Here is a 12,834-nt window from a genome sequence, read left to right on the forward strand (position 1 = left end):
GCTCGGGATCGGCGAGGGAGCGAAGCGACCTGGTCCGGCGGCCGCGGCGGCGTGCGAGAAGTCAGGCGTTGTGCTCGCGCAGCAGGAGCGAGGCATTGTGCCCGCCGAAGCCGAACGAGTTCGACAGCACGGTGCGGATGCGCGCGGGCCGTGCTTCGTGGGCGACCACGTCGAGTTCGGGGAACTCCGGGTCGTCGAGGTTGAGGGTCGGCGGGATCACCGAATCGCGCATCGTCAGCAGCGAGATGACGGCTTCGAGAGCCCCGGCGGCTCCAAGGAGGTGGCCCGTGGCTGACTTGTTGGCCGTCACGGGGACCTCGCCGAGGCGGGCGCCCAGAAGCCCGCGCAGGGCGGTCGCCTCCATGGCGTCGTTCAGCGGGGTGCTTGTGCCGTGTGCATTGACGTGGTCGAGGTCGCTTGCGTCGATGCGGGCGTCGTCGAGGGCCGCTCGCATGGCGTCGAGGGCGCCGCTGCCGTCGGGTCTCGGCGCTGTCGGGTGGTAGGCGTCCGACGTCGCGCCGTAGCCGGCGACCTCGCCCAAGATCTCAGCACCGCGTGCGAGCGCAGTCTCCTCTGACTCGATGAGCAGGGCTGCCGCGCCGGCCGCCATGACAAACCCGTGGCGACCGCGGTCGAAGGGCCTGCTGGCCGTCTCCGGTGCGTCCTCGTGTCCGAGTGCTAGGGCGCCGAGGGTCGCGTTGACGGCCAAGTTGACCCGGTTGAGGCAGTCATCGGCCGCGACGACAAGCACGGCGTCGGCGTAGCCGTGGCGGATGCTGCGCATCGCCTCGCCGAGCGCGACGGTGCCGCTTGCGCACGTCGCGGAGAGCCCAGCGCTCGCGCCACGCGCCCCGTAGCGCTCGCTGAGGTAGGCGGCCGCCGCGTCCGGGCCGCCGTAGACGACAACCCCCGGCGGCACTCTGCGCGGCCCGGAGGCGTCGAGGATACGCGCGGCGTCCTGCGTGAGCGAGACGGGGCCCGAGCCGGTCGCGATGGTCACGGCGAATCTCGTCGCGTCGAACGGAAGCGAGCCCGGCGTGATGCTGGTCGAGCGCATCGCTTCGCCTGCCGCCGCGATGGCGTAGTGCGCGTGGCGGTCCAGGCGTGCGACGTCACGCTTCGGTAAGTGCGCCGCGGCGTCGAAGCCGCGCACCTCTCCGGCTACGCGCACGGCGAGGTCGGAGACATCGACGCTCTCGACGAGCCCGATGCCGCTCTTGCCGGCGAGGAGCGACGGCCAGGTGCTCGCGATATCGAGCCCGTTGGGGGTCACGGCGCCGACGGCGGTGACGACGGCGCGCCTCACAGCCGCACCGCCTCTCCAGCGGTGACGAGGTCGAGGACTGCAGCGCGGCGGATCTTCCCACCGGCCGTGCGCGGGAGGAGCTGTGCGCGGTAGAGACGGTGGGGCACGAACTGGGGTGCGAGGTGCGCGCGCAGATGGCCGAGCATCTGCGCCTTGCTGGGCAGCGCATCCGCCTCGCCTTCGACGACAACCGCGACGATCGCGCCGAGCTTGCTGTCGGGCAGCGCAACGGCGCAGCACATTTCGCAGCCGGGCAGTGAGGCGAGCGCGCGTTCGACCTGGGGGAGGGACACCTTGTGCCCGCCGGAGACGGCGACGTCGCCGGCCCGGCCGAGCAGCTGGATGCGCCCGTTCGCGAACGCCGCGAGGTCGTTGACGCTCGCCCAGCCGTCGGCGTCGGTGATGCGGTCCGCGCTCGTCGCGGAGAGGTAGCGCTCGACTGCCGAGCCCACGCGGATGTGCAGGGTGCCGGTCTCGCCGGCAGGCACCTCAGCCCCCGCTTCGTCCCGCACGCTCACCTCGACGCCACCGAACGGAGTCAGGTTGGTGCCGTCACCCTCGTCGCTGAAGCCGATGAAGCCGATCTCTGAGGCCCCGTAGTAGCTGCGCAGGTGCGCCTCGGGAACGGCTTCCTCGAAGCCGCGGCGGATGTGCTCCGGCTGGTTCGCCCCGCCCGTGATGACCTCGACCAGCGAGTCGAGCGGCAGGTGCCCGCGGCGGGACGCCTGCAGGACGGCAAGCAGCATGGCCGGCACCCCGACGAGGCGCTCCACGTGCTCACCCGCGATCGTGCGAGCCGCGGCCTGCGCGTCGAAGCCGCTCTGCAGGTAAAGGGAGCCACCCGTTGCGAGCACCTCCACAAGCGCGTAGAGGGTGAGGCTGTAGGACAGGGGGCCGGGCGCGATTGTGGATCGTCCGTCGGCGGTGCCGAGGTACCGGCGGCTGATGTTGACGTTGTGGTCCCAGCTGCCGCGGGTGCGCAGGAAGCCCTTGGGCAGGTCGGTGGTGCCGGAGGTGAACAGGAGCAGGAAGGGCTCGTCGCGTGGCCGAACCTCGGGCCCGGGCGCTCCCTGACCACGCGTTGAGAGTGCATCCGTTGCGACTGCGTCGAACGCTGCCAGCGAGGTGACCATGCCTCCCCACGAAGCTGCGTCGAGCTGCGCCTCGAACTCGGGATCATCGGTGATGACCAGCGAGGGTTCCACCCGGCGAAGGATCTCGAGGCGGTGCTCGAGTGGCCAGAGCGGGTCGAGCACTGCGGCCACCGCGCGGAAGCTGACGACGCCGGTCAGGAGCCTGGCGGCATCGAAAGCCTGCGAGAGGGAGACCGCGACGATGGGCACGCCGTGCGTCTCGGTTGCGGATGCGCCGCTCGCGATCGGCTCGGCCGAGCCGAGCAGCGTCTCGACGCCGGCCCGCACGGCCTTGCACGAGAGGATGAGATCGCCGTAACTGAGCCGCTGGCCGTCACCGGCAATCGCAGTGCGGGTGGGCCAGCGGGTGGCAGTTTCGATGAGCGTGCGAGTGATGGGCACCCGTCGAGTCTAGGACGCCAACTTGCCGGCCGGAGCGCCCAGCCCCCAGCTCGTCAGTCGACGGAGCCGTTCCTCAGCTCGCGACCCCTCGTGATGTCCTTCTCGATCTGCTCGAGCCGCTTGAGGCTCGCCTTCGTGTCGCGAGGTGGCAGCTGGATGCTCTGCTCCGCCGGGATACCACCGCGCAGCTGTCGCACTCGCTCGATCTCCGCGTCGCACTGCGCGCCGAACAGGAGCGCGAGGTTCACGATCCAGAGCCACAGCAAGCCGATGATGACGCCGGCCACGCTGCCGTAGAGGCGTTCGTAGCTGCTGAAGTTCGCGACGTAGAAGAAGAACCCCGCGCTCGCGACGCCGGTCACGAAGAGCGCGATGAAGGCACCGAGCGTCATCCACTTGAACTTCGGCAGCTTCACGTTGGGCGTTCCGTAGAAGAGCACGGCGATCATGACGATCACCACCAGCAGGACGATGGGCCACCGCGCGACGCTCCACACGGCGAGTGACGCGTCGCCGAGGCCAATGAGGCCGCCGACCGCAGAAGCCACCGGGCCGGAGAGCGCGAGGATCGCGAAGATGACGAGCATCAGCACGAGCAGGACGATCGTCCACAGCATCATGATGGGGCGAAGCTTCCAGAACGGGCGGCCCTCGTCGATCTCGTAGACCGTGTTCATGGCGTGCGAGAAGCAGTTGACGTAGCCGGACGCCGACCAGAGCGCTCCGAGGAGACCGACCACAAACGCGGTCCCGGCGCCGCTCGACTCGCCAAGCTGCTCCACCGTATTGCGGAGCGTCTCGGCGAACGTCGGGTCAGCCAGATGCGTCGCCATCTCGTCGATGAACGAGACGGCCGTCTCAGTGAGGCCGAAGAGGCCGATGACCGACATCAGTGCGAGCAGAGCGGGGAAGAGCCCGAGCAGCATGTAGAACGTGAGCGCGGCGGCGAGCACGGTGCTCTTGTCGCGCAGGAACTCGCGGATGGCGCGCATCAGGATGTATCGCCAGGCGGGCTTCAGAACGGGTCCGAGCCCTTCCGGCTTCCGCGGGTCGCGTGCATCCGGCGCGGTCTGCGCTTTGACGACGCTGGTCTCGTGGGGTGAGCCGGGGGTGGTCATAGAAGAAGGCTAGGCGCGGTCGGCTCACACATCACGGAGGGCGCGCGCTGGGCACGCACCTGACAGTCGGAACCTGCCTGAGACAGTGAGAGGGAGCAGCCGAGACCGGCTGCTCCCTCTCACTTACGATCCGTTGGCTTGCGAGCCTTGACGGCCTGCGAGCTCTGACGACTAGACGCGGCCCTTGAGCATCGCCTGCTTGACCTCGGCGATTGCCTTCGTCACCTGGATGCCACGCGGGCAGGCCTCGGTGCAGTTGAAGGTCGTGCGGCAGCGCCAGACGCCCTCACGGTCGTTGAGGATGTCGAGGCGAACCTTCGCGTCTTCGTCGCGGGAGTCGAAGATGAAGCGGTGCGCGTTCACGATCGCTGCCGGGCCGAAGTACTGGCCGTCGGTCCAGAACACGGGGCACGACGTGGTGCACGCGGCGCACAGGATGCACTTCGTGGTGTCGTCGAAGCGCTCGCGGTCGGCGATCGACTGGAAGCGCTCCTTGCCCTTCTCGGGCTTCGAGGTCGTCTGCAGGAACGGCTGCACCTCGCGGAACGCCTCGAAGAACGGCTCCATGTCGACGATGAGGTCCTTCTCGAGGGGAAGTCCCTTGATGGCCTCGACGTAGATGGGCTTCGAGATGTCGAGGTCCTTGACCAGCGTCTTGCAGGCGAGGCGGTTGCGGCCGTTGATGCGCATGGCGTCCGAACCGCAGATGCCGTGCGCGCAGGAGCGACGGAAGGCGAGCGAGCCGTCCTGGTCCCACTTGATGCGGTGCAGCGCGTCGAGGATGCGGTCGGTCGGATACATCTCGACGTCGAAGGCCTGCCAGTACGGCTCTGTGTCCGTCTCGGGGCTGTACCGGCGAACGTTGAGCGTCACCGTGAACGGCTTGGGAGCCTCGATGGGAGCCTCGGGTGCTTCAGTTGTTGCAGCAGTCATTCGATGCGCCCTTCCTAGTACTTGCGCTCGGTCGGCTCGTAGCGCGTCACGCGCACGGGCTTCTTGTCGAGTCGGATGTGGTCGGCGGGGTCGGGGGATTTCCGGTCGCCGGTGAGGTACGCCATGGTGTGGTGCATCCAGTTGACGTCGTCGCGCTTCGGGAAGTCGTCGCGCATGTGGCCGCCACGGCTTTCCTGGCGGTTGAGCGCGCAGTAGACGAGCACCTCGGCGAGGTCGAGCAGGAAGCCGAGCTCGATGCCCTCGAGGAGCTCCGTGTTGTAGCGCTTGCCCTTGTCGAACACCGCGATCTGCGTGTAGCGCTCGCGCAGCGAGTGGATGACCTTGGTCGCCTCGGTCAGGGTGTCTGACGTGCGGAAGACCTGGGCGTTCTTGTCCATCGTCTCCTGCAGCTCGCGGCGCAAGCCGGCGACCGACTCCGTGCCCGTCGAGGCCTGGAGGTCGTCGACCATGCCCTTGACAAACGCGGCGGCGTCGTCGGGCAGGGGCGCGAACTCGGCGGTCTTGACGTACTCGACCGCGTTGCGGCCGCTTCGCTTGCCGAAGACGTTGATGTCGAGCAGTGAGTTGGTGCCGAGTCGGTTCGAGCCGTGCACGGACACGCAGGCGCACTCGCCGGCGGCGTAGAGGCCGGGGATGACGGTCTCGTTGTCGGAGAGGACCTCGCCCGCGTTGTTCGTGGGGATGCCGCCCATGGCGTAGTGCGCGGTCGGGTAGACGGGCACGGGCTCGGTGACGGGGTCGACGCCGAGGTATGTGCGAGCGAACTCGGTGATGTCTGGCAGCTTCGTCTCGAGGACCTCGGCGCCCAGGTGGGTGCAGTCGAGGTAGACGTAGTCCTTGTGGGGGCCGGCGCCGCGGCCGTCGAGGACTTCCTGCACCATGGAACGCGCGACGATGTCACGCGGTGCGAGGTCCTTGATGGTCGGCGCGTAGCGCTCCATGAAGCGCTCGCCCGAGGCGTTGCGGAGGATTGCGCCCTCGCCGCGTGCACCTTCGGTGAGGAGGATACCGAGGCCGGCAAGGCCGGTTGGATGGAACTGGTAGAACTCCATGTCCTCGAGTGGGAGGCCACGACGCCAGACGATGCCCATGCCATCACCCGTGAGCGTGTGCGCGTTCGACGTGGTCTTGAAGACCTTGCCGAAGCCGCCAGTCGCGAAGATGAAGGCCTTGCCCTGGAAGACGTGCAGCTCGCCGGTCTTGAGCTCGAGGGCCACGACGGCCGCGGGGACCTCCTGGCCGTCGACCTCGGTCATCACGATGTCGAGCGCGTAGAACTCGTTGAAGAACTTCACGTTGTGCTTGACGCAGTTCTGGTACAGCGTCTGGAGAATCATGTGACCCGTGCGGTCGGCCGCGTAGCAGGCGCGGCGGACGGGCGCCTTGCCGTGGTCGCGCGTGTGGCCACCGAAGCGGCGCTGGTCGATCTTGCCCTCTGGCGTGCGGTTGAAGGGGAGGCCCATGTTCTCGAGGTCGATGACCGCCTCGATGGCTTCCTTCGCGAGGATCTCGGCAGAGTCCTGGTCGACGATGTAGTCGCCGCCCTTGACGGTGTCGTAGGTGTGCCACTCCCAGTTGTCGTCCTCGACGTTGGCGAGGGCGGCAGCCATGCCGCCCTGGGCTGCACCGGTGTGCGAGCGCGTCGGGTAGAGCTTCGTGACGACAGCCGTGTCAGCGCCCTGCGCGGCCTCGATGGCCGCGCGCATCCCGGCACCGCCAGCGCCGATGATGACGATCTCGTGCTGGTGGTAGTGGACGCCGTCGACGGTACGCGTCGGAGCGAGCTTCTCTGCCATATGTCTGTGGCTCTTCTTTCTCAGGTGTTGGAAGTCGTGTGGCCGAACGGGGCGGCTAGGCCGAGCAGAAGCTCGGCAGGTTCTCGGCGGCGCCGTTGGCGGGGCACGGGTCGAACGTGTAGATCACGAGAAGGCCGAGGACGATGAGCACCGTCGTGACGATGAACAGCGTGACCTGCAGGGCGCGACGCGTGCTCGCCTTCGACACGTAGTCGTTGATGATCGTGCGCATGCCGTTGGCGCCGTGGATGAACGCGAGGACCAGCATGAGCGTGTCCCAGACGACCCAGAACGGGTCGGCCATCTTGCCCGCGACGAACGCGAAGTCGATGGCGGCGACGCCCTGCCCGACCATGAGGTTCGTGAAGAGGTGGCCGAAGATGAGGATGACGAGCAGCACGCCGGAGACGCGCATGAACGCCCAGCCGATGCGCTCCCAGTTGGTGCTGTTCTTGGCGGCAGCTGCGGAGCGCGGGTACTCGATGGTTTCGATAGTCATGGCAGCTCCCTCCTAGTGGCTGAACACGTTGATGAGGTGGCGGGGCGTGAAGCCGATCATCGTGACGACGCAGAGGCCGATGACGATCCAGAACATGAGCTTCTGGTACTTCGCGCCACCTGGCAGGAAGTCGATGAGGATGATGCGGATTCCGTTGAATGCGTGGTAGCAGATGGCTGCCACGAGTCCGACCTCGCCGATGCCCATGATGGGGGTCTGGTAGGTGTGGATCGCCGCGTTGTACGCCTCAGGGCTGACCCGCACGAGCGACGTGTCGAGCACGTGCACGATGAGGAAGAAGAAGATGGAGACGCCGGTGATGCGGTGGAGAACCCAGGACCACATGCCCTCGTTCCCCCGGTACAGCGTGCCGCCGCGTTGCGGCTTCTTCGCTGTGTTCTTCGGGGCTGACGAGCCCGCCGGAGCTGGTGTCTGTACGGCTGACACGGGTTTGCCCTTCTGTCGCGTTGCGTTCTTCCGCTCAGGACTCTTGCGCCGAGGAGGTGAAGATGAGCGGCAGGCCCCAACCACACTGCGTTGGGCATGTTGATACCCGCCTAGACTACGCCTCCCGCGGTTTTGGGCTGGGAAGGTAAGCCTTCCTTCACGCCGATTCGACGGCGTTGTTCAGGCCCGGACCGGGCCGCTCACGCGAGGGGGAGCGCCGTCGGCTGCCGGGCGTCCGCCAGTACGGATGTGTAGTGGCCGAGCAGCTCGTCGCAGACGCTCGCCCACGAGCGTGAGAGCACGCGTCGTCGACCGGCCTCGCCCATCCTGGCTCGGAGACTGGGCGAGTCGACGAGCTGCTCGAGCATGCCTCTGAGGTCGAGGTCGCCTGCGCGGTCCGGGTCGAAGTGGAACCCGTCGACGCCATGCTCGAGGAGATCGATCGGGCCGCCGGCGTATGGGGCCACGACGGGGAGCCCGCTGGCGTGCGCCTCCTGGATCGTCTGGCCGAACGTCTCCTCGGTGCCCGTGTGCACGAAGACGTCGAAGCTCGCGTACGCGAGAGCGAGGTCGCGCCCGCCGAGTCGTCCCGCGAAGTGGGTCGGGACCCCTTTGAGGGCCTTGCGGATGCTGGGCTCGGAGGGCCCGTCACCAACCACGACCAGCTGCACGTTGTCGAGGCCACGGAGGGAGGAGAGGCGTTCCACCTGCTTCTCCGGTGCCAGCCTGCCGACGTAGCCGACGACGGTGCGCGAGTCGGCTCCCAGTCTGCGCCGACTGTTGAGGACAGCGGGCACGTGCTTGTTGCGCGGGTGATAGGTCTCGAGGTCGACGCCGCGGCCCCACCTGACGGCGTTCGTGATCTTCGCGCGGCGCAGGTCGCCCAGGGCGGCGCTCGAGGGAGCAAGCGTGAGGTCGGCGTTGTTGTGCAGCCAACGGATGAACCACCAGGCGAAGCCCTCCATGGCGCTGAGCCGATTGCGCTTCGTGTAGCCGGCGACGTCGGTCTGGAAGACGGCGACGCTCGGGATTCCGCGGCGCTTCGCGGCGGCGATCGCCTGCGACCCCAGGAAAAGAGGACTCGCGGCGTGCACGACGTCCGGGGTGAACTCGGCGAGCAGCCGGTCGACCCTGGGGGAGGGGAGGCCTACAGGGAACTGCCGGTAGTCGAGCGCAGGCACCTCCACGACCCGGAAGCCTCGGTATTCCCTCGGCGAGCCAGCGGCCGGGGTGATGACGATGGCCTCGTGTCCGCGCAATGCGAGGTGGTCGAGCACCTTGCACACGCTGTTCGTCACGCCGTTGACAGTGGGGAGGAAGCTCTCGGTCACAACCGCGATGCGCATAGGGCGAACGTAAGCGTCGGGTGTGGCGTCGAGGTGAACTCCCGACGACACCTTCTCGACGACTTGTCCACAGCTTCGTCTCGTCGAAACAGACACGAGACGGTGTTCCCCTATGGTGTTGCGCATGGCAGATGCGATCGATCGGTTCTATGGCGTGATCCCAGCGGGAGGCGTCGGCTCACGGCTGTGGCCTCTCTCGCGGGCCGAAGCCCCGAAGTTCCTCCACGACGTCGTCGGAAACGGCTCGACCCTCTTGAGGGCGACCTGGGACCGACTTGCGCCCTTGTGTGCTGAAGACAGGCTCCTCGTCGTGACGGGAGAGGCCCACGCCAAGGAGGTGCGCGCCCAGCTCCCCGAGCTCATCGACGAGAACATCGTCCTCGAGAGCGAGGGGCGAGAGTCCACGGCTGCCATCGGCCTGGCGGCCGCCATCCTGCAGCGTCGTGTCCCGGACGCGATCATCGGCTCCTTCGCGGCCGACCACCTCATCGGCGCGACCGACCGATTCGCGGCAGCGGTGCGCGAGGCTGTGGAGGCTGCCGATGCCGGAGCGATCGTGACGATCGGCATCCAGCCCATCGAGCCGTCGACCGCGTTCGGCTACATCCGCGCGGGCAAGCCGCTCAGCATCCCGGCCGCGCCGAGCGCACGCAAGGTCGATGCGTTTGTCGAGAAGCCCAAGGAGGCGACCGCCCGTCGCTACCTTGCTTCTGGCGAGTACCTCTGGAACGCCGGCATGTTCTTCGCCCGCGTCGACCGCCTCATGGAGGCGCTCGCGGAATCCAACCCCGCTCTCGCGGCCGGCATCAACGAGATCGCGGACGCGTGGGGCACTGACAGGCAGGCCGAGGTCACGGCCCGCATCTGGCCTGGCCTCGAGAAGATCGCCATCGATTACACGGTGGCGGAGCCGGCGGCCGCTCGCGGAGAGCTCGCCGTGATCCCCGGCTACTTCCAGTGGGACGACGTCGGGGACTTCGCGGCTGTCAGCCGCCTCCGGAAGAGCACCAACGGCAACGGCGTGACAGTCCACGGCGACGAGAACAACGTCGTCGTCGTTGACGGCTCCGGTCTCATCGTCAACCACACCGACCGCGTAGTCGCCATCGCGGGCATCAAGGACATCGTCGTGGTCGACACCCCTGATGCGCTGCTCGTCACGACGGCCGCCAACGCGCAGAAGGTCAAGCAGCTCGTCGCCGAGATCAAGGCCTCGAAGCGCCCTGAGGTTCTGTAGACCCCAGCTCCGCGATGCGTGCCGGCGCGCACCGATTGTGGGTTCACAACGATCGGTGCGCGCCTGTAGCGGTCCGAGCTCGGCGCCCACTACTCTTCCGGCATGTCACGCTCTCGCATTCCAGGCGCCGTCGGCGCCCTCGCAGTCGCAACGCTCGCACTGACCGCCTGTCAGGCGCCACCTGAGACGCCGAGTTCGACGGGTGCGGAGTCGGCAGGCAGTGACTACCTCGCGTGCATGGTCGCCAACAGCGGCAATATTCAGGACCGCTCCTTCAACCAGGCCGTCTTCGAATCCCTTGAGGCGGCTCAGGAGGAGTACGGCGTGGAGATGCGCGAGACGGTGTCGCAGTCGCAGGCCGATTACGAGACGAACCTCGAGACGATGGTCGGCGAGGGGTGCGACTACATCGTCACCGTCGGCTGGGAGCTCGCCGACGCGACCAGGGCATCCGCCGAGGCGAACCCGGACATCACCTACTCGATCGTCGACGAGGTCGTCGAGGGGCCGAACGTGGCCTCGATCGTGCACGACACCGCGCAGGCCGCCTTCCTCGCGGGCTACCTCGCGGCGGGCGTCAGCAAGACCGGGGTCGTCGGCACATTCGGCGGGGGAAACCAGCCACCGGTGACCGTCTTCATGGACGGCTTCGCCGCTGGCGTCGATCAGTACAACTCGGCGAAGGGCGCCTCGGTGCGTGTCGTCGGATGGGACCCGAAGACTCAGCAGGGCTCGTTCACGGACGACTTCACCAACACGAACGCCGCGCAGACCACAGCGCAGGGCCTCATCTCCCAGGGGGCAGACATCATCATGCCCGTCGCCGCTCAGGCTGGCGAAGGAGCCGCCGCGGCTGCCCTGGCCGCTGGCGACGTCGGCATCATCTGGGTCGACTCCGACGGCTACGAGCTGCTGGGCGAGGAGTACCGTCCGCTGCTCGTCACGACCGTCGAGAAGCGGATGGAGCCTGCGATCCTCGGCGTCATCGGGGCCGACATCGACGGCACGTTCGAAGCGGGCAACAACGTGGGCACGCTCGAGAACGAAGGCGTTGGCCTCTCGTCGTTCCACGACTGGGACGCGAAGGTCCCTGCCGAGCTGAAGGCAGAGGTCGAGGACCTCAGGGCAAAGATCATCTCGGGGGAGATCGTCGTCGAGTCCCCGTCGTCTCCGACCGGCGCGAACTGACGCTTGAGCGTCAGCCAGCGGTCCTCACCGACCGATCGGCCCGGATTTTTCCGGCCCCGTGAGAATCGCTAGCCGACGCGCCGAGAAACACACTCGTAACTGTGCAACGGTCGGGTTTCGATTCCGAATTCGACCGAATTGTGACGCCGAGCTACGGCTATGCTCGGGCAATCACCAGCTTCGCCGGAGTCCGCGTTCTGCGGTCCGACGAACATCCAACTCAGGAGGACCGAGAGTGGCTATCTCTTCGAAGCAGCGTTTCGCTGCAATTGGCACGGTGGGCGTCGCAGCCCTCGTGCTCGCCGGTTGTGCACCTGCTCCAGAAGCGGGCGACGCTCCCGCTGAAGGTGCATCCGACTTCACCGCGTGCATGGTGTCTGACGAGGGCGGGTTCGACGACCGCTCCTTCAACCAGCTCGCACACACGGGACTCGAGAACGCAGAGTCCGAGCTCGGTGTCAACGTGCTCGAAGCCGAGTCCGCGACACCAGACGATTACGCGGCGAACCTGACGACCATGGTCGACCAGGGCTGCAGCATCATCGTTCCTGTCGGCTTCAAGCTGGCAGACGCGACGGCGGCAGCCGCCGAGGCGAACCCAGACGTCGACTTCGCGATCGTCGACGTCGAAGGCCTCGGCATCCCGAACGTCCTCGAGCTGAACTACGACACGGCTCAGGCCGCGTTCCTCGCGGGCTACGCAGCTGCCGCGTACTCGAAGACCGGCACCGTCGCCACCTATGGCGGCGCGGCCATCCCGACCGTCACGATCTTCATGGACGGCTTCGCCAACGGCGTCAAGCACTACAACGAAGCCAAGGGCAAGGACGTCAAGGTCATCGGCTGGGACGTCGAGTCGCAGCAGGGCTCGTTCGTCGATGACTTCACGAACGTCTCCCGCGCGAAGGAGATCTCGACCGGCTTCCTGAGCCAGGGTGCAGACGTCATCCTCCCCGTCGGCGGCCCCCTGTACCAGGGCGCGGCTGAGGCCATCCGCGAAGGCGGCCAGGATGCGGTCATCCTCGGCGTCGACTCCGACCTCGCCGTCGCTGACGAGCAGTACGCGGACATCATCCTCGTCTCGATCATGAAGGGACTCGACGTCACCGTTCTCGACGCGATCTCGCAGAGCCTCGACGGCACCTTCGAGGGTGGCACGACCTACACGGGTGTCCTCGAGAACGAGGGCGTCGGCCTCTCCGGCTTCGGCGACTTCGAGTCGAAGCTTCCCGCAGGCACGACCGACGAGATCGACGCGCTGAAGCAGGAAGTCATCGACGGCAAGTACCCGGATCTGTCGCCTTCCTCTCCTCAGGTCTAACCCTCTGTACGTCCGGATTGGCGTCCGGACACAACATGAATGCGGGGCCGTCGCGCAACTCGCGGCGGCCCCGTAGCATGCCTACGC

11 protein-coding genes are annotated in these 12,834 nt (G+C 67.3%); 3 read left to right on the forward strand and 8 right to left on the reverse strand.

The features are described 5' to 3' along the window. Positions 1-61 precede the first annotated feature (61 nt). The 8 genes from C5B85_RS10310 to C5B85_RS10345 all read right to left on the reverse strand — a co-directional run bounded on the left by C5B85_RS10310 (position 62) and on the right by C5B85_RS10345 (position 9,001). Positions 62-1,306, reverse strand: coding sequence for a beta-ketoacyl synthase (locus C5B85_RS10310; protein ID WP_104285936.1), 1,245 nt, complete (start codon positions 1,304-1,306; stop codon positions 62-64). After that, a complete protein-coding gene (locus C5B85_RS10315) occupies positions 1,303-2,841 on the reverse strand; it encodes a class I adenylate-forming enzyme family protein (RefSeq protein WP_104285937.1) in 1,539 nt (512 codons plus the stop codon). Before C5B85_RS10315 ends, C5B85_RS10310 begins: the two co-directional genes overlap by 4 nt. A 53-nt stretch (positions 2,842-2,894) precedes the next feature. Then, positions 2,895-3,959 (reverse strand): YihY/virulence factor BrkB family protein, encoded by a 1,065-nt coding sequence (locus C5B85_RS10320; protein ID WP_104285938.1) that lies wholly within the window; start codon positions 3,957-3,959, stop codon positions 2,895-2,897. A 171-nt stretch (positions 3,960-4,130) separates the two neighbouring features. Beyond that, the gene (locus C5B85_RS10325; RefSeq protein ID WP_068476849.1) at positions 4,131-4,892 is read right to left on the reverse strand and encodes a succinate dehydrogenase iron-sulfur subunit; all 762 of its coding nucleotides are present in this window, start codon (positions 4,890-4,892) and stop codon (positions 4,131-4,133) included. A 14-nt stretch (positions 4,893-4,906) separates the two neighbouring features. Next, a complete protein-coding gene (gene sdhA, locus C5B85_RS10330; RefSeq protein ID WP_104285939.1) occupies positions 4,907-6,709 on the reverse strand; it encodes a succinate dehydrogenase flavoprotein subunit in 1,803 nt (600 codons plus the stop codon). Positions 6,710-6,764: 55 nt separating this feature from the next. Continuing rightward, positions 6,765-7,208, reverse strand: coding sequence for a succinate dehydrogenase, hydrophobic membrane anchor protein (gene sdhD, locus C5B85_RS10335; protein WP_181064382.1), 444 nt, complete (start codon positions 7,206-7,208; stop codon positions 6,765-6,767). Positions 7,209-7,220: 12 nt separating this feature from the next. After that, on the reverse strand, positions 7,221-7,553 hold the full coding sequence (gene sdhC / locus C5B85_RS10340) for a succinate dehydrogenase, cytochrome b556 subunit (RefSeq protein WP_104252310.1): 333 nt from the start codon (positions 7,551-7,553) through the stop codon (positions 7,221-7,223). Positions 7,554-7,855: 302 nt separating this feature from the next. Next, positions 7,856-9,001, reverse strand: coding sequence for a glycosyltransferase family 1 protein (locus C5B85_RS10345; RefSeq protein WP_104285996.1), 1,146 nt, complete (start codon positions 8,999-9,001; stop codon positions 7,856-7,858). Between the two features lie 124 nt (positions 9,002-9,125). Between C5B85_RS10345 and C5B85_RS10350 the strand changes: the two genes are divergently transcribed. The 3 genes from C5B85_RS10350 (at position 9,126) to C5B85_RS10360 (ending at position 12,747) form a co-directional block, all read left to right on the forward strand. Next, on the forward strand, positions 9,126-10,238 hold the full coding sequence (locus C5B85_RS10350; RefSeq protein WP_104285997.1) for a mannose-1-phosphate guanylyltransferase: 1,113 nt from the start codon (positions 9,126-9,128) through the stop codon (positions 10,236-10,238). Positions 10,239-10,340: 102 nt separating this feature from the next. Next, complete coding sequence (locus tag C5B85_RS10355; protein ID WP_104285941.1) at positions 10,341-11,426, forward strand: BMP family protein; 1,086 nt, start codon at positions 10,341-10,343, stop codon at positions 11,424-11,426. A 235-nt stretch (positions 11,427-11,661) separates the two neighbouring features. After that, entirely contained in the window at positions 11,662-12,747 is a 1,086-nt protein-coding gene (locus tag C5B85_RS10360) for a BMP family ABC transporter substrate-binding protein (RefSeq protein ID WP_308471333.1), read from the forward strand. Positions 12,748-12,834: the final 87 nt, after the last annotated feature.

It is taken from the genome of Pseudoclavibacter sp. AY1F1, from assembly GCF_002931075.1.
GTDB lineage: Bacteria > Actinomycetota > Actinomycetes > Actinomycetales > Microbacteriaceae > Pseudoclavibacter.

What these genes read in the sequence shown, in the direction of transcription:
- sdhD (WP_181064382.1), bottom strand. Translation starts at nt 7,208, where the DNA reads ATGACTATCGAAACCATCGAGTACCCGCGCTCCGCAGCTGCCGCCAAG.
- C5B85_RS10350 (WP_104285997.1), top strand. Translation starts at nt 9,126, where the DNA reads ATGGCAGATGCGATCGATCGGTTCTATGGCGTGATCCCAGCGGGAGGC.
- sdhA (WP_104285939.1), bottom strand. Translation starts at nt 6,709, where the DNA reads ATGGCAGAGAAGCTCGCTCCGACGCGTACCGTCGACGGCGTCCACTAC.
- C5B85_RS10345 (WP_104285996.1), bottom strand. Translation starts at nt 9,001, where the DNA reads ATGCGCATCGCGGTTGTGACCGAGAGCTTCCTCCCCACTGTCAACGGC.
- C5B85_RS10355 (WP_104285941.1), top strand. Translation starts at nt 10,341, where the DNA reads ATGTCACGCTCTCGCATTCCAGGCGCCGTCGGCGCCCTCGCAGTCGCA.
- sdhC (WP_104252310.1), bottom strand. Translation starts at nt 7,553, where the DNA reads ATGTGGTCCTGGGTTCTCCACCGCATCACCGGCGTCTCCATCTTCTTC.
- C5B85_RS10325 (WP_068476849.1), bottom strand. Translation starts at nt 4,892, where the DNA reads ATGACTGCTGCAACAACTGAAGCACCCGAGGCTCCCATCGAGGCTCCC.
- C5B85_RS10320 (WP_104285938.1), bottom strand. Translation starts at nt 3,959, where the DNA reads ATGACCACCCCCGGCTCACCCCACGAGACCAGCGTCGTCAAAGCGCAG.